Source organism: Paracoccus sp. R86501, assembly GCF_042466435.1.
GTDB lineage: Bacteria > Pseudomonadota > Alphaproteobacteria > Rhodobacterales > Rhodobacteraceae > Paracoccus.
The window spans coordinates 1,271,517-1,291,362 of record NZ_JAXHPZ010000001.1; the positions used below are offsets into that span (position 1 = coordinate 1,271,517).

Here is a 19,846-nt window from a genome sequence, read left to right on the forward strand (position 1 = left end):
ATAATTTCGTGATGCTATCAATTCTGCGACTGCAAAATTATCAAGGCGGGGGGCTGAACAAGCCATGAAGATTGGCGCGTTAAAAGAAAACCATCCCGGAGAGGCGAGGGTGGCGATCACTCCGGCCTCGGCCGGGCATCTGACCAAGCTGGGTCACGAGATCTTTGTCCAGGCAGGTGCAGGCACCGGCGCGGGCTTTTCCGATGCCGATTATACCAAGGCCGATGTCACCATCTGCCAGTCGGCGTCCGAGCTGATCGGCGCGGTTGATGTGGTGGCCAAGGTCCGCCAGCCGTCCGACGGCGAAATCGACCAGATGCGCGATGGGCAGACGGTCATTTCGTTCTTCTATCCGGCGCAGAACGCGGAACTGCTGGCCAAGGCCAAGGATCAGGGTGTCACCGCGATCGCCATGGACATGGTGCCGCGCATCAGCCGCGCGCAAAAGATGGACGCTCTGTCGTCCATGGCCAATATCGCGGGCTATCGCGCGGTCATCGAGGCGGCCAACAACTTCGGGCGCTTCTTCACCGGTCAGGTGACGGCTGCGGGCAAGGTTCCGCCGGCCAAGGTTCTGGTCGTCGGTGCAGGCGTGGCGGGTCTTGCCGCCATCGGCACCGCCACCAGCCTTGGCGCGCAGGTCCATGCCTTCGACGTGCGTCCCGAGGTGTCCGAGCAGATCGAGTCCATGGGCGCGGAATTCGTTTTCCTGGAATTCGACCAGCCGACCGCGGATGGTGCCGAGACGGGTGGCTATGCCGCGCCCTCCAGCCCTGAATTCCGCGAAAAGCAGCTGGCCAAGTTCCTCGAACTGGCCCCGCAGATGGACATCGTCATCACGACCGCGCTGATCCCGGGACGCGATGCCCCGGTTCTGTGGACGGCCGACATGGTTGCGGCGATGAAGCCCGGCAGCGTCATCGTCGATCTGGCCGCCGAAAAGGGCGGCAACTGCGAATTGACGGTGATGGACGAACGCATCGTGTCCGACAACGGCGTGGTGATCGTCGGCTATACCGATTTCCCGTCGCGGATGGGGGCGCAGGCGTCCGAGCTTTACGGCAACAACGTCCGCCACTTCATCGCCGACCTGACCCCCAAGAAGGACGGCGTCATCGACCATAACATGGAAGATGACGTCATCCGTGGGGCGACGGTCGCACGCGACCACGATGTGACCTGGCCGCCACCCCCGCCCAAGGTCGCAGCCATTGCGGCGCAAAAGCCCAAGGAAAAGAAGAAGGAGCCGACCCCCGAGGAGCGCCGCGCCGCCGAGGCCGCCGCCTTCAAGGCCGACACCCGCCAACAGGTCGGTATCCTGGTCGGCGGCGGTCTGCTGCTGCTGCTGATCGGACTTGTCGCGCCTGTCAGCTTCATGTCGCATTTCATCGTCTTCGTGCTGGCCTGCTTCATCGGTTTCCGCGTGATCTGGAACGTCGCCCATTCGCTGCACACGCCGCTGATGGCCATCACCAACGCGATCAGTTCGATCATCATCCTGGGCGCGCTGATGCAGATCGGGTCCGGGTCCTGGTGGGTCGTTCTGCTGGGTGCGCTGGCCGTGCTGATGGCGGGCATCAACATCTTTGGTGGCTTCATGGTCACCCGGCGCATGCTTGCCATGTTCCAGAAGTCGTAAGGAGAGGGTGATGGAATACGGATTCACCACCGCGGCCTATGTGGTCGCCTCGGTCCTGTTCATCCTGTCGCTTGGCGGGCTGTCGGGACAGGAAAGCGCGAAACGTGCCATCTGGTACGGGATCGCAGGCATGGCGCTGGCCGTGCTCGCAACGCTGTTCGGCCCCGGGGCCGGAAACTGGCTGCTGTCGGTCATCATGATCGCCAGCGGCGGCACCATCGGCTGGATCGTGGCCAAGCGCGTGCAGATGACCGAAATGCCCCAGCTGGTCGCGGCCATGCACAGCCTTGTGGGCCTGGCTGCCGTCTTTGTCGGCTTCAATGCCCAGATCGAACTGGGCCGCGTCATGCGCGCCCGCGCCCAGGGTCTGGAGGAGGTCTTCCACGGCTTTGCCGCCGTGCTGGCCGACAAGACCTCGGCCGAGATCGCCATGCTGAAGATCGAGGTCTTCCTTGGCATCTTCATCGGTGCCGTGACCTTCACGGGTTCGGTCGTGGCCTTCGCCAAGCTGTCGGGACGCGTCGATGGCAAGCCCAAGAAGCTGCCGGGCGGCCACATGCTGAATGCGGGCGCGCTGGCGCTGGCGGTGCTGTTCGGCATCCTCTATTTCACGGGGTTTGGCGCGGGCGTCTTCTGGCTGATCCTGATCACGCTTCTGGCCTTCTTCATCGGCTATCACCTGATCATGGGTATCGGCGGCGCCGACATGCCGGTCGTGGTGTCGATGCTGAACAGCTATTCCGGTTGGGCGGCTGCGGCCATCGGCTTTACACTTGGCAATGACCTGCTGATCGTGACCGGTGCGCTGGTCGGTTCGTCGGGCGCGATCCTGTCCTATATCATGTGCAAGGCGATGAACCGTCACTTTGTCAGCGTGATCCTGGGCGGCTTTGGCGGCGAAACCGGACCTGCGGCTGAAATCGAGGGCGAACAGATCGCCATCGACGCGGATGGTGTCGCATCGGCCCTGAACGAGGCTGACAGTGTCGTCATCGTCCCGGGTTACGGCATGGCCGTGGCGCAGGCGCAGGGTGCCGTCAGCGAACTGACACGCAAACTGCGTGCGGCGGGCAAGAACGTGCGCTTTGCGATACACCCCGTGGCGGGGCGTCTGCCAGGCCACATGAACGTGCTGCTGGCCGAAGCCAAGGTGCCCTATGACATCGTGCTGGAAATGGATGAGATCAACGAGGACTTCCCCTCGACCGATGTCGTCATAATCATCGGCAGCAATGACATCGTGAACCCTGCGGCCCAGGACGATCCGAACAGCCCCATCGCCGGGATGCCCGTTCTGGAAGTCTGGAAAGCCAAGCAGGTCTTCGTCAGCAAACGTGGTCAAGGCACCGGCTATTCCGGCATCGAAAACCCGCTGTTCTTCAAGGACAACACGCGGATGTTCTATGGCGATGCCAAGGACAGCATCAACAAGCTGCTGCCGCTGGTCAACTGATACAACGTGGCGCGGCGGCACAGGTCGCCGCGCCATTCCCCGACTGCCTGCGGTACAGGCAGACAATTCCCCATAGTTTCCGAATTCTGTTTCTTTCCTAATGGGAAAGACGATCACGCGAATGTGCTTGCGACCGCGCGGCATAGCACGCTGTCATGTCGACAAAACTTGAAACGGGGAGCCATCATGACATCGACCGACACGCAGCCCAAGACCTCGGCCCTTTACAACGAGGATCTGGCCCCCGTTCCCGCCGATAAACGCCACTGGGGCGGCTTCGAAATCTTCAACGTCTGGAACAACGATATTCAGAGCCTCTTCGGCTATACTTTGGCGGCATCCCTGTTCCTGACCTATGGGCTGAATGGCTGGCTGACCTTTGCCGCGATCATTCTGGCGGGCGTCATCGTGATGTTTCTGGTCAACCTGTCGGGGCGGCCTTCGGTCCGATACGGCATTCCCTATGCGGTGATGGCGCGGGCCTCGATGGGGGTGCATGGCGCGCGGTTTCCGGCACTGGCGCGGGGTATAGTCGGCATCTTCTGGTATGGCGTGCAGACCTATTTCGCATCGACCGCGGTGGCGCTGGCCCTTCGCGCCGTCTTCGGCATCGAGGTGCTTGCCGAAGATGGAGCAGGGACCTTCCTTGGCATGGCGGGCGTCGACTGGCTGGCATATCTGATCGTCGCGGCCTTTCAGATCGGGCTGTTCCTGATGGGGATCGAATGGGTCGGACGCTTCCTGAACTGGGCCGGACCCTTCGTCTATGCCGTGATGATCGCGCTGGCGCTGATGATCTGGTGGAAAGCCGGCAACGGCATCTGGTCCGAGATCGGCGTCATCTTTCAGGGTGACGGGGGCGGCAATACGCTGTCGGGCTTTTTCGCTGTCGTCGGCGTCATGGTCGCCTATTTCGCGGCGGTGGTCATCAATTTCGGCGATTTTTCGCGCTTCGTGAAGACCGAGGCCCAGATGCGGGCCGGAAACTTCTGGGGCCTGCCGGTGTCGATGGCGTTCTTTTCGCTGATCGCGCTGTTCATCACGGCAGGTGCGGTGGTTCTTTACGGCGAGCGTCTGACCGACCCGACCGAGATCGTCGCCCGCGTTGACAACCTGGCGCTGACGCTGATCGCCGCCGTAACCTTCTTTGCCGCGACCGTCGGCATCAATCTGGTCGCGAATTTCATTCCTGCCGCCTATGACATCGCCAACATGGCACCTGCACGGATCAACGCCAAGGCGGGTGGGCTGATCGCGGCAGGGATCGCCTTCTTCATCGGTGCGCTCTGGGTCGCCTTCATCTCGGCCATCGGGATCGCGGGCTTTGTCGAGACAGTCGGGGCGCTGCTGGCGCCGCTCTATGGCATCCTGATCGCCGACTACTATCTGGTGCAAAAGCGCGAACTTGATATCGACGCGCTGTTCTCCGAAAGCCCTACTGGAAGGTACTATTACGGCAACGGCTGGAACGGGCGCGCCATCGTTGCATTGGCCCTGGCAGCGCTGTTTTCGGTCGGGACGGTCTGGATGCCCGCTCTGCAATCTTTGTCGGGGTTCGGCTGGTTGATCGGTGCATTCCTTGGCGGGCTGTTGTACGTGATCCTGAGCAAACGCCCCTGACAGGAGATTACGCGTGGATCCGGCACTGGAACATCCCTTGCGCTATGCCTTGGTGAATGAACTTCACGCCAGACCCTCGCCGCGCTTGACGGCACCTGCAACGGCGGCCTTCGTGGCTTTCAAGGAAACCAAGGATGCCGCCAATCGCGACCATGGCAAGGATGCCGATCACCTTGCCCTGCTGGTATCCAGACATGGCGGGCCGCGGCCTGATCGTGATGACAGCCATTATCAGGGACAACTGGGCCGGCATGACCTCAAGTGGGAAAGCCACGCGGAATTCGTCACATACATGGCGATGACGCCGGGTCTGCCGATCCGGCCTTTCGACCCCTCGGCTGCGGCGATCTTTTCGAACGAATGGCAGGAAAAAGCGCCGGGCAAGCGTGTTGCAGCGGTGCTGGTTCAGATCGATTGGCTGCCCGAAGACCCGACCGAGGCGCTGGATCGTCTGTCCGGTTGGTTTGCGCATGACAGCATGGCGGCGGTCTGGGTGCTGGACGAAACTGCACTGGTTGCAGGCGACTTCCGCATCGACGCGGATGGATGGATGCGCTTTGCGGTCTTCGTGCGACCGGGCACCTCTGACGGGCGGATCGGGCGGATTGTCCACCGGCTGCTGGAACTGGAAACCTATCGCGCGATGTCGATGCTGGGCATGGTTCGCGCGCGCAAGCTGGGTCAGCGCCTGAATGAGCTGGAGCCCCGGCTGAGCGCCATCCTTGAAGCCATGACCGACGACGAACGCCAGCCCGAACAGATGCTGCATGAACTGTTAGCGGTGTCCACGCAGCTTGAGGCTGAGGCGGTCCAGCATTCGTTCCGCTTCGGCGCGACCTCGGCCTATGCGGCGATCGTCAGCGACCGGATCGAGGCGCTGCGCGAAACCCGTTTCATGGACCGCCAGATGATGACCGAATTCATGCGTCGTCGATATCAGCCGGCCATGCGGACCACGAAATCCATCGAGTTGCGTCTGAGCAAGATGATGGAGCGCGCCGCCCGCGCCGCCGAACTGCTGCGCACCCGTGTCGACGTCGAGCGCAGCGCGCAAAATCAAAAAATCATGTCGCGCATGGACCGCCGCGCCGACCTGCAATTGCGGTTGCAGCACACGGTCGAGGGGCTGTCGGTCGTCGCCATCAGCTATTACGCGGTCGGCCTGCTGGGGCATGCACTTTACCCGGTGGCGGAACTGCTGGATGTGCCAAAGACCTATCTGGTGGCGGGCCTGACGCCGGTGACCGTGGCGCTGGTCTGGCTATCCATGCGCCGCATCCATCGCAGGCTGCACCGGGATGAACAGGATCATTTGTGACTTGATGGTACGTCGCGGCCATCACATAAACTGCGTCGAACCTCCGTCGAAAGGACATCCCATGCGTATCATCCTGACCCTTGCCTCGCTTCTGGCACTGGCCGCCTGCAACGTTCCGCTTGTCCCCTTGATCTGAGGTCTGAACCATGACCAACACATTGAAAATGCTGGGACTTGCCAAATGCTCGACCTGCCAGAAGGCCAAGGCGCAGCTTGAGGATCATGGGTGGACCGTTGACTTCCGCGATGTCCAGCAGCAGCCCCTGTCCGATCAGGAACGTCGTGATCTGGCCGGTGAATTTGGTGAAAAGATCATCAACCGCGCCAGTCTGACCTGGCGCGGCATGTCCGAGGACGAACGTACGGCGGAACCGACCGACATGATGGGCGACAAGCCGAGCGTGATGAAACGTCCTGCCATCATCGCGGGCGATTTGCGTCTGCTGGGGTGGACTGCGAACGTCAAGCGCGCGCTGGACGTTCCGGCCTGAACCACAGCACGGGGCAGGGGCGTTTCAGCCCTTGCGGCTAGCCAGCGATGCGATCAGCGGACGGATGCCGTTCAGGTCATAGCCGGCCTTTTCAGCAGTCTGCATGATTTCGTCTTCCGGCAGCTTGCCAGCCTGCGTCAGGGCCCACAGAACGCTGCAACGATTGCCCGACCGGCAATAGGCGATTACCGGCCCTTGGCCAGCCGTGGCCGCCGCAAAATCCGAGATCAGCTGCGGCGTGACCTGACCGGGATGGAACGGCAGATACCGATAGCTCATCCCCGCATCGGCTGCGGCCTTGGCCATCACGTCATGGTCCAGATCAGGGCCGACCTCATCGTCGGGACGGTTATTGACCAGCACCTTGAAACCCGCGTCGGCAAGGGCAGGGATGTCCTCGGGCAGGATCTGAGGCGAAACGGCAAGAGTGGCGCTTAGCTGACGCAGATCCATAACAACGGCCCTTTCAAGACTTAAAGATATGTCCGGAACTGCCGGTCTTTTGCCCTTGTTGTCAAGTCCGTGCCCCCTGAAGGCCAGATTGTTGCGCGAAATTCAGGCGGTCGCCGCAGCCAGGACCAGACCGGGCAATTCATCGAAGTGATCGAACGCCTCGCTGTGGGGTAGTTCAGAGACCGGGGACTTTCGATAGCCGCCCGTAAACAGCATCAGCGGGATGGGAACAGCGGCCGCACATTCGGCATCATATTCACTGTCGCCGACAAAAATGGCGCGGGGATTATCGTCGGACACACCCATCTGATGCATCGCCAGACGCAGAGGCGCCGGATCGGGTTTTTTCTGCGGCAGCGTGTCCCCACCGACGACTGTCCGCATCAGGGTATCAAGTTCAAAATGCCGCAGAACGCCAAGCGCCGGCTGCAGCGGTTTGTTGGTGCAGATCCCAAGCGGATGGCCCGCATCGGACAATTTCTGCAAGGCCTCCCACACGCCGGGATACATCCGGGTCAGGTCATGCGCTTCCTCATACCCTTGCATGAAGCTTGTCATCATCGCGGATTTTTTAGCTGGATCAATGTCTTGCGCTGCAACAATTCGTGTCCAGAGAATGTCCACGCCGCCACCGATAAAGCTGCGAACCTGCGTTAACGTCAAAGGCGGCAAAGCGAAAAGCGTCATCACGTTATTCACGCAGCCATGAATATCCGGGGCGCTATCAACCAAAGTGCCGTCAAGGTCGAAGATGATCGGGCAGGGCGCGTTTGCTGTCATTTTTCTTCCATTTGCGCGAACATAGTACGGATGCCATTTGATATGCAAAGCATTCGCCAGTTAAAGCATCGATTAAGAAATCATAGCTTACAACGGCCAAACCACGCTCCGCTAGCCTTACCAAGCGATTGCAATCGACTTGCAGCATCATAACTAAGAAAGTTGCACACGCGTTCGACACTGCACGGACGCGCGAGATGCTGATTTATCGCCATGAAGGTGGAAGAAACAAAGTCCTTTTTAATTTCAGTTTGACCCTGTGCCCATTGTCCGACTGTCGATACCTTCAGATGCCAGCAATCGAAATTGCTATAACTCTGCTATCTGGGCTCACCATATGTTAAGCATCGCGTCCAACGTGGTTCAAAATCAAACGGAAAAATTAGTGTTTACTTAGCATAAACATCACCAAGGTGCTATTGGCGCTTCTGTTATCCTACGCGCCACAACGCGTTTTACAGCTGTCCGCAAGTGCGAAACTCTTCCAGACGCTGGTCGAGATATTATAATGGGCGAAATTTTTTATAGCGACACCTAATCTTTCAATGCTGAAAGCCGACAGTTAAATTTCGGCGTTCAGATGGGTGGCGCTATGAATTATCAAGAAGTGTATATGACACATAATACAGATTATTGAATATTGGTATTATAGTCGCAAAGCTAAGATGTCACTTATGTGTAATTCGGGAATGTCACTCTCCTTGCCGAAGATAGCAAGCTGGAAGAGCGGACGTGGGATGGATGATGATGAGCGAGCGCGACTTCCAGCGGATTGAGGTGTTGGCGCAAGTCGATGATGGACGGGTAAGTGTCGATAACGGTGCGAACCTGTCTGGCGTGACCGGACGCCAGATGTTTCGGTTGCTCAAGACCTACCGCTTTTGGGGCGGCGCCGGCATTCTGCACATGGCGCGCGGCAAGGCGCCGAACAACCAGATCCATGCCGCCAAGCGCCATTTGGCGTTAGCTCTGGTCAAGGAAAACTATGAGGATTTCGGCCCGACGCTGGCGGCCGAGATGCTGGCGGAACATCACGGGTTCAGGGTCATGCGTGAGACATTGCGCAAATGGATGCACGCCGCCGGGATCTGGTTATCTGGCAAGCAGCGCCGCACGTTCCAGCAGCCCAGATTACGCAGGGAATGCTCTGGCGAGCTGATCCAGATCGACGGGTCGGATCAGCGGTGGTTCGCGGATCGCGCCGATCCCTGCACCCTGCTCGTCTTCATCGACGATGCGACCAGCATGTTGATGGAATTGCGGTTCGTTCCCTCGGAAATTGAAGCTTTGGAAAACTACTTGCTCAAGCATGGCCGCCCCGTGGCGTTTTACAGCGACAAACACACGGTCTTTCGGGTTGCGAAGCCGAACCAACACATGACGGGCATGACCCGGTTTGGCCGAGACCTGGCGGAGTTGCACATCGAGATCCTGCGCGCCAACAACTCTCAGACCAAGGGCCGCGTAGAGCGCGCCAACCGCACGCTGCAGGATCGGTTGGTCAAGGAGCTGCATCTCGCAGGCGTATCCTCAGTCGAAGACGGAAACGTCTTATTTCAGGACATCATCAAGCACTACAACGCCAAATCCCCAAAGGCCCCGGCCCGGTCGGACAATCTGCACCGGGCTTTGAACATTGCCCCTGACCGGCTGAGCGAAGTCTTCTGCCTGCGCGACAAACGCCATGTGACTAAAGATCTGATGCTCAGATACGACCGCAAACGGATCAAGCTGGAAGTGAACGATCTGACCGCGATCTCGCCGGGACATATGTCGATGTCCACGAGCTCCCGCAAAACCGACAGGAGGTCATCCAACGGTAACAGCAACTACTTGCGCAGCGCTACTGCCACAGCTTGTTGCGCGGGCGTGAGCGTTGTCTGAAGCCGGTGCTCAGTATGGCTGCGGTCATGGACGCTGTACCGGCTCCGCCACCCTCCAGGCCGGCTCCATGCTTGCTTGGATCGCGGCCCGTATTTTCGGTGTCGTTGCTGCCTGCTTGCGAAGAGAAATCAGAATCCTCGCCTCCCGCCCCGAAGCTCGCCCAGGATCGATCTTGCCACGAAGAGCGCGGTCCGACGAGGGTCTCTATGATCATCCGGGATGAGAACAGCTAGTTACCGAAATTCGGTGATCATAGCCCCATCAATCGGCCGTCAGCCCTGAGATCGCAAAATAGCTTAGACATGGGTTCCTGACCGTTGGCTTCAGACTTCTGGCGCCTCCACGACGGCATCGTCGCGGATGGTGCGTGACCGACCAGCCTCGTGCGGGCGGGTCACAAGGCGGGCGCCTTGCCGACGTGTCAGCCAGCACCAGCACCAGTTCAGATAGACCGACAGACGATTGCGGAAGCTGACCAGCAGTCCCAGGTGCACGATGGACCAGATCAGCCACGCCACAAAGCCTTTCAGCTTGACCGTGCCGAAATCGGCAACGGCCTTGGACCGTCCGATTACGGCCATCGATCCCCAGTTGCGATAGCGGAAAGGCTTGCCTTCGGGGCGGCCTTCGATGCGGTTGCGGATCAGCTTGGCGACGTAGCGGCCCTGCTGTTTCGCCACCGGTGCAAGACCCGGCAGCAGCGATCCGTCGGGTTGGCGGAAAGAGGCCACGTCGCCGATGGCGAAGACATCCTGCATGCCCGGCACGGCACAATCCGGCCCGACGACGATGGCCCCGTTGCGGGCCATCTCGGCCCCGATCCATTCACCGGACTTGCGTGCCTTGGTTCCGGCGCACCAGATTACGCAGGCGCAATCGATCCAGTCGTCCCCGGCCTGCAATCCCTCGGTCGTGATGTCGCGCACGGGGGTGTCCAGCACGACCTCGACGCCGTGGCGTTCGAGGGCCCTAAGGGCGTATGCAGATTGTTTGGGCGTGAAGGTTCCCAGGATCTTGGGACCGGCCTCGATCAGTTTGATACGGATTTCATCGGCGCGGATGTGGCGGAATTGGCCTGCGGACGACCGCGTCAGTTCAGCGATCGAACCGGCCATCTCGACCCCGGTCGGGCCACCACCAACGACGGCAAAGGTCAGCAGACGGCGACGTTCGGCCTCATCGGTCATGTGTTCGGCAGCTTCGAGGCTGCTCAGCAGCTTTTCACGGACCCTCAGCGCATCATCCAGCGTCTTGAGCACTGGCGCCACATCCGCCCATTCGTCGTGCCCAAAGAAGCTGTAGTCCGCACCCGCAGCAAGGACCAGAAAATCATAGGGGATCCCCTGCCCCGTGTCGGTCATCACCTGACGCGTCGCAGTATCGACGTCTGTCACTTCGGCCATCAGCACGGTGACATTGTCGGCCTTCAGGACCGAACGCGTCGTTTCCGCAATATCGGCAGGCGACAGTGCCGCGGTGGCGACCTGATACAGCAGCGGCTGGAACAGGTGGTGGTTGGTCTTGTCGATCAGGGTCACGTCATGCCCCGAGTTTTCCAGACCCTTGGCCGCTTCCAATCCGCCGAACCCCGCACCCACGATAACGATTTGCTTGCGTTGACCCATTGGACCCTCATCTTCTTCGGCATTGACTAAGCGTGTTGCGTTACGCCCATCGCAAGGCATTGTAAAAGAACGCTATTGTGATTGCTCAAACGGCGGGCAAAATGGCCCGACACAGGAAATCACCGCAAAATCGTCGGGAAGAAATGGTAGCCCGTGACAGATTCGAACTGCCGACCGACCCGGTGTAAACGGGACGCTCTACCACTGAGCTAACGGGCCATACAGGATTGCTTTTGCCACCATCATCGCGAATGATCAATGACCGAAAACGCATTTTTGCGCGGCTGTTACTTCAGCGGGTGAAGCTGGCCCCCGGACAGATGTAGGACGATCCCCTGCTGCATAAAATTCGGGCCGATCGTGTCGAAATTCCACCCCGTACCAAGGGCGATCAGCATCGCCAGTGTCACGCCATGGGTCACCAGAATGGTCGGTTCTTGGATGTCATGCAGAAACGACAGGCACCGCCCGCGCAGCGCGGCCAGACCTTCGCCACCGGGGCAGTGATCGTACCAAGCCAGATTGCCCGCTTCGAACAACCAGGGATGTTGCGCGCGCAGTTCAGCAGCATTCCGACCGGCGAAATCGCCGATGCCGATCTCGGACAGGCGCGGGTCGTTGTGCCATGCGCGGCCCTTGAAGACGATCGCTGCGGTTTGTGCCGCCCTGCCCTGCGGGCTGCTGATGCGGATGGCATCGATGTCGCGAACCAGCTGCGCCTGCTGGCGCGCCTGAGCCACGCCGGTAGCCGTAAGGTCCGAGTCCAGCGCGCCCTGCAACCGCCCGGCAGCATTCCAATGCGTCTGTCCATGGCGCATCAGATACAGATCAGGCAGCATCATCATACCGACGCTGCGACCATATTCACGGCTAAGGAAATTGGAGCGGGTGAAGGGAATCGAACCCTCGTCGTAAGCTTGGGAAGCTTCTGCTCTACCATTGAGCTACACCCGCCTTGGCATTGCGGTAACCCAACCTCTGTGCGTCGTCAAGAAGCACCGGTCACCGCAGCCCCATCTCGGCCAGCGCTGCCGCGATCGATGGGGGCAGCGCCTCCTCGGCCTGGCGCCCTTTCGGCAGATCGGTGGGGGCATCTTCGGGCTTCAGATAGCGCCATCCCTGAAAGGCACGGCGCGGGATCGCGGCCACGCGGATCAGGTCCCGGTCCAGCACAAGGCCACAACGGCGAATGCCGTCCTGACCGATGACCTCATCCAGCGACAATATCCGCTGACGCGCCAGCATGACGCCCTTGAAGACCCAGAAGATCGACCCACCATCCAGCAGTTCTTCTTCACGCTTGGGCCACATGCGGGTCACATGCATCGCTGGCGATTTGCCAAAACGCTGCTTCTGCCAGGCGGCCAGATCGTCGGGCCCTTCGGCGCCGACGCAAAGTTTCATCAGGTGAAGTTTCGCGTCCATGACGATCAGTTAGTATCCCCGACCGCCCAACTCAAGGGACCGAATGCAAGGCGGACAACGTGGTCGCGCCCATGAAAAAGGGCCGCATCGAAATGCGGCCCCTGATACGTCTCAGATGTGACGGATCACAGCTGGTCCAGCGCCTCGACGGCCTTTTCTAGCTCTTCCTTGGTCACGGTCTTGGTCGAGGTATCGGCCTTTTCCGCAATGTGATCGACGACCTTGTCTTCGAAGATCGGTGCGCGCAGCTGCTGCTGAGCCTGCTGGTTCTGCTGGATGAACTCGAAGAAGGCACGTTCCTGACCGGGGTACTGACGGGCAGCCTGCATGACAGCCTGGGTCATTTCCTGATCGTTCACAGTGATTTCAGCCTTCTGGCCGATTTCTGCCAGCAGCAGGCCAAGGCGAACGCGGCGTTCGGCCAAGGTCTTGTGCTCTTCCGTGGTCTCGATCTCGGGGTGGTTGTGATCGTGAACCTCGGGGTTCTCTTCGTGCCACAGCTGGTGGGCGATCTGCGAAGCTTCGGCATCGACCAGCGAGGCCGGCAACTCGAACTTCACTTTCTCGTCCAGCTGGTCCAGCAGGCCGCGCTTCATTACCGCGCGGGCTGCACCGGCGTATTCGGCTTCCAGACGCTCGGCGATCTGCTTCTTCAGACCATCAAGGTCTTCGGCACCGAATTTCGTTGCCAGCTCGTCGTTGATCTCGGCGTCGACCGGGGCTTTGACGGCCTTGATCTTGCATTCGAAGGTCGCGTCCTTGCCGGCCAGATGGGCGGCGCCGTATTCTTCGGGGAACTTGACTTCGACCTTGACGTCTTCATCGACCTTCACGCCGACCAGCTGGTCTTCGAAACCGGGGATGAAGCTGTTCGAACCCAGAACCAACGGGTAATCTTCGGCTTCGCCGCCTTCGAACGCTTCGCCGTCGACGAAGCCCTTGAAGTCGATGGTCACCTGATCGCCGCTTTTGGCTTTGGTGTTCTTCTTGCGGTCCTCGAAGGCCTGCGACGATTTCGCCAGGCTTTCCAGCGCTTCGGTCACGGCAGCTTCTTCAGCCGGAACCGTCAGCTTTTCCAGCTTCAGGGTCGATAGGTCGACCTCGGGGATCTCGGGCAGGTTTTCATAGGAAACGTTGACGACGACATCATCGCCCTCTTTCCAGTTTTCGCCATCGGCCATTTCAACCTTGGGCTGGACCGCCGGACGGTCGCCCGAGGTTTCCAGGTGATCGCGCAGCGCGCCATCGATGGCTTCCTGCATGGCGTCGCCCAGGACGCGCGGGCCGAACTGCTTCTTCAGCATGGCCATCGGGACCTTGCCCTTGCGGAAGCCCTTCACTTCGACTTCGGGCTGGGCTTCTTTCAGCTTCGCATCGACGGCGGCGGCCAGTTCGGCGGCGGGCAGCGTGAACTGATACCCACGCTTCAGGCCGTCGTTCAGGGTTTCCTTGACGTTCATCATCGTCCTCATAGCAAGAAGGGCCACCGATAAGGCGGCGGCCGGAAAATTTCGCCTGTTCTAATCTTCGTGCAGTTCGCCTGCAAGCAGATAGCGGGGGTGCTGGAATATAGCCCGCTTGCCGGTCTATGTTGCGCGCGAAACTGCCGCCACAGGAGCGATGCACATGACCCAACACACCACCGACTCGCCCGAGCCGCGCCTGACCTCGCTTGCACATGGCGGCGGATGCGGCTGCAAGATCGCGCCCGGCGTACTGTCCGGCCTGCTGCGGGGCAGCGCCGCTCTGCCCGTCCCGCCCGAACTGCTGGTCGGGATCGAGACATCCGACGATGCGGCCGTATACCAGCTGAACGACCATCAGGCGCTGGTCGCCACCACCGACTTCTTCATGCCGGTCGTCGATGATCCGTTCCATTTCGGCCAGATCGCGGCGACCAATGCGATCAGCGACGTCTACGCCATGGGCGCGACACCCATTCTGGCGCTGGCCGTGGTCGGCATGCCGATCAACACAATTTCGCATGAGACCATCGCCAAGGTTCTGGATGGCGGCGCCGACATCTGCCGACAGGCGGGCATTCCCATCGCGGGCGGCCATACCATCGATTCGGTCGAGCCGATCTATGGCCTTGTCGCCTTGGGCCTGATCGATCCGGCCAAACTGAAGAAGAACGCCGACGCGCAGACCGGTGATTTGCTGGTGATGGGCAAGCCCCTTGGCGTGGGCGTGATGTCGGCGGCGCTGAAGAAGGGTCAGCTGGACGATGCCGGTTATGCCCGGATGATCCAGGTGACGACCCAGCTGAACCGCCCCGGCCCCGATCTGGCCGCGATTCCCGGCGTTCATGCCATGACGGATGTCACCGGCTTCGGCCTGGGTGGTCATGCTTTGGAAATGGCGCGCGGGTCGGGTTGCGATCTGCACATCGACTGGAATGCGGTACCCAAGCTGGCGGACATTCAGGCGATGATCGATGCCGGTCATGTCACGGGCGCGTCGGGCCGCAACTGGGACAGCTATGGCAAGGGGGTTGCCTTGCCTGACGGGTTCGACGCGGGCGCGCGGGCGCTTTTGACCGATCCACAGACCAGCGGCGGACTGCTGGTTGCCTGCAGCCCCGATGCGCTGGATCAGGTGACGGCCTGCTTTGCCGACCACGGCTTTGGCGATGCAACTGTCATCGGCAAGGTCGGACAGGCCAATAGCGCCCCGCGCGTGGTGATCGGTTAGAACCGCAGACCCAGATCGAACGAGGCACCTTCGCCACCGAACCCGAAACTGGCTGCGCCAAAGCTGATCCCAATCAGCGACCCGGCCAGCACTTGCGCGGGCGTATGTTCGCCCGCGTGGACACGGCTTGCGGCTGCCAGCCCTGCCGCACCATAGGCCGCCGCGCCCAGCCCCGGATCGTCAAAGCACTTGCTGGCCAGATCCGCCGCACCGAAGCCCGCCGCTGCCGAATGCCCCGACGGGAACCCGCGCCCCAGCCCCGAAGGCCGCATCCCGATATCGCTGCCGTCGAAGACAGCCTTCAGACCCAGCACGATAACCGCTTGCGCGGCACCACGGATGGCGAAATCCTCGAAGCGGCCCTGATCGGCCGCGCAGACCGCCGCAGCCAGAGGCAGCCCGTATTTCATCGATGTACCGAACTCCTCGAACGGATCGGCGGTGGCCGGCGTAGCCAGCATGACCGCCGTGACGATTGCAGCAAAGCGCGTCATCTATTGCTGAAGGCTCTGCAGGTAATCGGCCAGCGCCACCACACGTGCCGGCGTCGCCACCGCATCGCCCGAGCCGTCGTCGAACATCACGACCGGCCCTTTGCGCAATTCCTCGAAGATCGGCATATGCGCCTCACTTCGGCCCATGGTGTTGCCGATCAGCTGGCCCATGACGCGGGCCTTGGGAAAGACGCCCTCGTTCTGGCTGGACAACAGCGTCAGATCGGGCGGTGCGGGCGTCATGCCCACGGCGGCAGGACCGTTGCCGCGCCCTGCCGGACCGTGACAGGCTGCGCAATTCTCGGCGTAGTCGCGCGCCGCCCCCGAGGTCCGCTGTTCCGGCGCGCAAGCCGCCACCAGCAAAGCCAACCCCGTGCCACCTGCCAAAATCGTCAATATATCGCGCATCCTGCCCCCGCTGCGTCAACTTGTCGAACAAGCATGCAACGCCCGGAATATCCGCGCAATGGCGATCAGCTGCTTGCCAGTCGAACCACGCGGTCCATCCGGTCGGCCAAGGCGTGGTTATGCGTGGCGATCAGCGCCGAGAGCCCCGTTTCACGCACCAGCGACATCAAAACGTCAAACACCCGATCCGAGGTTTCTGGGTCCAGATTTCCCGTCGGTTCGTCCGCCAGCAACAAGGACGGCCCGTTGGCCAGCGCCCGACAGAAGGCCACCCGCTGCTGTTCGCCCCCCGACATCTGCGCGGGTCGATGTGCGGCGCGATGCGACAGCCCAACGTGGCCCAGCAACATGTCGGCCCGCGCCGCCGCATCACGCGCCGAGACACCATTCGCCAGCTGCGGCAGGATGATGTTTTCCGCCGCGCTGAATTCCGGCAGCAGGTGGTGGAACTGATAAATAAAACCCAATTCCTGCCGCCGCGCTTCGGTTCGGTCGCGATCCGGCAGACCGGTCATGTCGCGCCCGTTCAGCAGAACCTGCCCAGTGTCGGGCGTATCCAGCAACCCCGCAATATGCAGCAGCGTCGATTTCCCCGCACCGGATGGCGCGACCAACGCCACGACCTCGCCCCGCGCGACGGTCAGATCCAGCCCGTCCAGAACGGCAACAGGTGCGGGACCGGACTTGTCGTAGGTCTTGCCGACAGCCTTCAGGTTCAACACATCATTCATAGCGCAGCGCCTCGACCGGGTTCATGCGTGCAGCACGGCGCGCAGGGAAGATGGTGACGATGAAGGACAGCGTCAGCGACAGACCGACCGCGCGCAGGATATCCCACGCCCGCAATTCTGCCGGCAGGCGATAGATGCCGCGCACCTCGGGCTGCCACGCGCCGCCGTTAGTCAGGCCGTTCAGCGCCGCCATGATGTTGTCGACGTTCAGCGCCAGTAACACGCCCAGAATAACGCCCGCGATGGTGCCGATGATGCCGGTGAAGGCACCGCACAGGAAGAAGACCCGCAGAACCGACCCCTCGGTCAGGCCCATGGTCCGCAGGATACCGATGTCGCGGCCCTTGTTCTTGACCAGCATGATCAAGCCGCTGGTGATGTTCATCGAGGCGATCAGCACCAGCACCGACAGGATGACGAACATGACGTCATCCTCCATATCCAATGCTGACAGGAACGACCCAGAGGCGTCGCGCCAGCTCCAGACCTGCGCGCCCTCGCCCATGGCCCGCATCAGCGGCAGCGCCCATTGATCGACGTTTTCAGGGTTGTCAACAAAGACCTCGATCTCATCCGCGACGCCTTCGCGGTTGAAATAACTCTGCGCCTCGGCGATGGGCATATAGATGCGCGTCCGGTCGATGTCATAGCGACCGGCGCTGAAAATGAACGTCACTTCGTATGCGCTGACGCGCGGCGTGGTGCCGAATGCGGTCCGTGCGCCTTCCGGCGCGATCAGGCGGATCTTGTCGCCCAAGCCCACGTTCAATTCGCGTGCAATGCCCTGTCCGATGGCAATGCCCTTGTCGAAATTTGCCAGATCACCCTGCGAGGTTTCCGGATCGACGATCCGCGGCATCGCCTGCAGGTCATCCGCGGAAACACCGAATACCTCGGCCACATTGTTGCTGTCGTTGGCGGATGCCATGACCTGCCCCTTGACGATCGCCGCCGCACGCGTGACCCCCGGGATCTGGGCTAACTTTGCCGCGGCATCCTCATAATCGTCGATCTTGCCGGGCACGACATAGACGTCGTCGGTATATTCGTTGGTGACCTGCCTGGGCGCCATATAGACGGTGGTATGCGCATTCGCCCCAAGGATCGTATCCACGAACTCGGCCCTGAAACCGGCGCGCACGGCCAGCGTGGCGATCAGCGCCATCACCCCAAGCGCAACGCCGATCAGGCTGATCCAGGTCATGACGCTGACCCCGCCCTCGGCCCGGCGCGCGCGCAAATAACGCCACGCGATCATGAATTCGAAACGCGAAAAAGGTCTGGGGCTGGACATGATCTAAGCCTGCTGGAAATCCGCGCAGACCCTGACCCCGTGACCGTCAAAGATCAAGCCGACAATGGCGTGAGGATTTCTCGGTTGTGCAAATACCCAACTTGCGACGGCCGATCCCAAGTGTCACATATCGGCCCATGGCAAAGAACTCCTCTGCATTCACATGCACCGCCTGCGGTGCCGCCCACAAGAAATGGGCCGGACGCTGCGAATCCTGCGGTGCCTGGAACACCATCATCGAAGAGGCCCCCCTGTCCCAGGGCCCCGGTCGCGGCCTTGGTGCGCACAAAGGCCGCGCGGTGCCTCTGTCGGGCCTGTCCACCACCGAACCACCCCCGCCCCGCTGCCTGTCGGGGCTAGAGGAGATGGACCGCGTGCTGGGTGGCGGTCTTGTTCCAGGGTCCGCGCTGCTGGTCGGCGGCGATCCGGGCATCGGCAAATCGACCCTGCTGCTGCAGGCGGCTGCCGCCTTTTCGATGCGTGGCCTGAACGCCATCTATTTCAGCGGTGAAGAAGCCAGCGCACAGGTCCGCATGCGCGCCGTTCGTCTGGGTCTGGCCGAGGCTCCGATGCGCCTTGGCGCCGAAACCAACCTGCGCGACATCCTGACGACGCTGGACGCCGAACGCCCTGACGTGGTGGTGATCGATTCCATCCAGACGCTGTGGTCCGACACGGTCGAGGCCGCGCCGGGCAGCGTGGCGCAGGTCCGCGCTGCAGCGCACGAACTGGTCACCTTCGCCAAGCGCCGCGGCGTGGCGGTCATTCTGGTCGGCCATGTCACCAAGGAAGGCCAGATCGCCGGTCCCCGCGTGGTCGAGCACATGGTCGATACCGTCATCTATTTCGAGGGCGAGCGTGGCCACCAGTTCCGCATCCTGCGCAGCGTCAAGAACCGCTTCGGCCCCTCGGGGGAAATCGGCGTGTTCGAGATGACCGGCGCGGGTCTGGCCGAGGTGTCGAACCCCTCGGCGCTGTTTTTGTCCGAACGCGGGCAACCCATCGCGGGCAGCGCGGTCTTTGCAGGTATCGAAGGCACCCGCCCCGTCCTGACCGAGGTTCAGGCCCTTGTCGCCCCATCCACCCTCGCCAGCCCGCGCCGCACGGTGGTGGGTTTGGATAGCGGACGCGTCAGCACCATCCTTGCGGTGCTGGAAGCGCGCTGCGGCATTCCCTTTGCGGGACTTGATGTCTTCCTGAACGTCGCGGGCGGCATGAAGGTCGTCGAACCCGCCGCCGATCTGGCCATCGCGGGCGCGCTTTTGTCGGCGCGCGAAGACAGCCCACTGCCCCCCGAAGCGGTTCTTTTCGGCGAAATCAGCCTGTCGGGCGCATTGCGCCCTGTCGCTCAGGCGGAAAACAGGTTGAAAGAAGCGCGGAAACTTGGTTTTTCACAAGCGATTTTGCCGGACGGCCAGAAGGTCGAGGGCAGTGACGATAAAAAAGGCGGTATGACGTTGAAGCGCGTTACCGACCTGACGGGATTTGTGGGTGACATTTTCGGCGCCGGCTGAAGCACCTGTATTACATGAACAAC

General features: G+C 61.3%; 18 protein-coding genes, 2 tRNA genes and 1 pseudogene. 8 read left to right on the forward strand and 13 right to left on the reverse strand.

Annotation, left to right across the window (positions count from 1 at the left end):
* Positions 1–64: 64 nt before the first annotated feature.
* The 5 genes from SJY40_RS06220 to SJY40_RS06240 all read left to right on the forward strand — a co-directional run bounded on the left by SJY40_RS06220 (position 65) and on the right by SJY40_RS06240 (position 6,521).
* Positions 65–1,639, forward strand: a complete 1,575-nt coding sequence (locus SJY40_RS06220) for a Re/Si-specific NAD(P)(+) transhydrogenase subunit alpha (RefSeq protein ID WP_378943894.1) — start codon at positions 65–67, stop codon at positions 1,637–1,639.
* 10 nt (positions 1,640–1,649) lie between these two features.
* Positions 1,650–3,092, forward strand: a complete 1,443-nt coding sequence (locus SJY40_RS06225) for an NAD(P)(+) transhydrogenase (Re/Si-specific) subunit beta (RefSeq protein ID WP_378943896.1) — start codon at positions 1,650–1,652, stop codon at positions 3,090–3,092.
* 186 nt (positions 3,093–3,278) lie between these two features.
* Complete coding sequence (locus tag SJY40_RS06230; RefSeq protein ID WP_378943898.1) at positions 3,279–4,712, forward strand: NCS1 family nucleobase:cation symporter-1; 1,434 nt, start codon at positions 3,279–3,281, stop codon at positions 4,710–4,712.
* A gap of 13 nt (positions 4,713–4,725) precedes the next feature.
* Entirely contained in the window at positions 4,726–6,030 is a 1,305-nt protein-coding gene (locus tag SJY40_RS06235) for a DUF3422 family protein (protein ID WP_378943900.1), read from the forward strand.
* A 146-nt stretch (positions 6,031–6,176) separates the two neighbouring features.
* Positions 6,177–6,521, forward strand: a complete 345-nt coding sequence (locus SJY40_RS06240; protein ID WP_378943902.1) for an arsenate reductase family protein — start codon at positions 6,177–6,179, stop codon at positions 6,519–6,521.
* 24 nt (positions 6,522–6,545) lie between these two features.
* Here SJY40_RS06240 and SJY40_RS06245 read toward each other — a convergent pair whose 3' ends face one another.
* Both SJY40_RS06245 and gph read right to left on the reverse strand, forming a co-directional pair.
* Positions 6,546–6,974 (reverse strand): TIGR01244 family sulfur transferase, encoded by a 429-nt coding sequence (locus SJY40_RS06245; protein ID WP_378943904.1) that lies wholly within the window; start codon positions 6,972–6,974, stop codon positions 6,546–6,548.
* Positions 6,975–7,076: 102 nt separating this feature from the next.
* Positions 7,077–7,754, reverse strand: coding sequence for a phosphoglycolate phosphatase (gene gph / locus SJY40_RS06250; RefSeq protein WP_378943906.1), 678 nt, complete (start codon positions 7,752–7,754; stop codon positions 7,077–7,079).
* A 747-nt stretch (positions 7,755–8,501) separates the two neighbouring features.
* Between gph and SJY40_RS06255 the strand changes: the two genes are divergently transcribed.
* Positions 8,502–9,638 carry an ISNCY family transposase gene (locus SJY40_RS06255; protein ID WP_378943908.1) on the forward strand — a complete coding sequence of 379 codons (1,137 nt, stop codon included), beginning with the start codon at positions 8,502–8,504 and terminating at the stop codon, positions 9,636–9,638.
* On the opposite strand, the pseudogene SJY40_RS06260 reads toward SJY40_RS06255, so the two are convergent.
* The 7 genes and pseudogenes from SJY40_RS06260 to tig form a co-directional block, all read right to left on the reverse strand.
* A pseudogene (locus SJY40_RS06260) lies at positions 9,587–9,773 on the reverse strand (IS481 family transposase); the annotation flags it as partial. The gene SJY40_RS06255 and the pseudogene SJY40_RS06260 sit on opposite strands and share 52 nt — an antisense overlap.
* A 188-nt stretch (positions 9,774–9,961) precedes the next feature.
* Positions 9,962–11,263 (reverse strand): NAD(P)/FAD-dependent oxidoreductase, encoded by a 1,302-nt coding sequence (locus SJY40_RS06265; RefSeq protein WP_378943910.1) that lies wholly within the window; start codon positions 11,261–11,263, stop codon positions 9,962–9,964.
* A gap of 144 nt (positions 11,264–11,407) precedes the next feature.
* Positions 11,408–11,482: transfer RNA gene (locus tag SJY40_RS06270), tRNA-Val, on the reverse strand.
* Between the two features lie 68 nt (positions 11,483–11,550).
* Positions 11,551–12,081, reverse strand: a complete 531-nt coding sequence (locus SJY40_RS06275) for a histidine phosphatase family protein (protein ID WP_378943912.1) — start codon at positions 12,079–12,081, stop codon at positions 11,551–11,553.
* Between the two features lie 62 nt (positions 12,082–12,143).
* A tRNA-Gly gene (locus tag SJY40_RS06280) sits at positions 12,144–12,217 on the reverse strand.
* 48 nt (positions 12,218–12,265) lie between these two features.
* On the reverse strand, positions 12,266–12,688 hold the full coding sequence (locus SJY40_RS06285; RefSeq protein WP_378943914.1) for a DUF1489 family protein: 423 nt from the start codon (positions 12,686–12,688) through the stop codon (positions 12,266–12,268).
* Positions 12,689–12,813: 125 nt separating this feature from the next.
* Positions 12,814–14,148 carry a trigger factor gene (gene tig / locus SJY40_RS06290; protein WP_378943916.1) on the reverse strand — a complete coding sequence of 445 codons (1,335 nt, stop codon included), beginning with the start codon at positions 14,146–14,148 and terminating at the stop codon, positions 12,814–12,816.
* Positions 14,149–14,314: 166 nt separating this feature from the next.
* Here tig and selD point away from each other — a divergent pair, with 166 nt between their 5' ends.
* Positions 14,315–15,382, forward strand: a complete 1,068-nt coding sequence (gene selD / locus SJY40_RS06295) for a selenide, water dikinase SelD (RefSeq protein WP_378943918.1) — start codon at positions 14,315–14,317, stop codon at positions 15,380–15,382.
* Here the strand turns inward: selD and SJY40_RS06300 are convergent.
* From SJY40_RS06300 to SJY40_RS06315, 4 genes are all read right to left on the reverse strand, one after another.
* A complete protein-coding gene (locus SJY40_RS06300) occupies positions 15,379–15,876 on the reverse strand; it encodes a phosphatase PAP2 family protein (protein WP_378943920.1) in 498 nt (165 codons plus the stop codon). The two genes, selD and SJY40_RS06300, sit on opposite strands and share 4 nt — an antisense overlap.
* The gene (locus tag SJY40_RS06305; protein WP_378943922.1) at positions 15,877–16,284 is read right to left on the reverse strand and encodes a c-type cytochrome; all 408 of its coding nucleotides are present in this window, start codon (positions 16,282–16,284) and stop codon (positions 15,877–15,879) included. It abuts the gene before it with no gap.
* Positions 16,285–16,349: 65 nt separating this feature from the next.
* Positions 16,350–17,015, reverse strand: coding sequence for an ABC transporter ATP-binding protein (locus SJY40_RS06310; protein WP_378943924.1), 666 nt, complete (start codon positions 17,013–17,015; stop codon positions 16,350–16,352).
* A complete protein-coding gene (locus tag SJY40_RS06315) occupies positions 17,008–18,309 on the reverse strand; it encodes a lipoprotein-releasing ABC transporter permease subunit (protein ID WP_378943927.1) in 1,302 nt (433 codons plus the stop codon). The genes SJY40_RS06310 and SJY40_RS06315 overlap by 8 nt, the downstream gene beginning before the upstream one ends.
* Before the next feature lie 137 nt (positions 18,310–18,446).
* Between SJY40_RS06315 and radA the strand changes: the two genes are divergently transcribed.
* Positions 18,447–19,823, forward strand: coding sequence for a DNA repair protein RadA (gene radA, locus SJY40_RS06320; protein ID WP_378943930.1), 1,377 nt, complete (start codon positions 18,447–18,449; stop codon positions 19,821–19,823).
* The last annotated feature ends 23 nt before the right edge of the window (positions 19,824–19,846 follow it).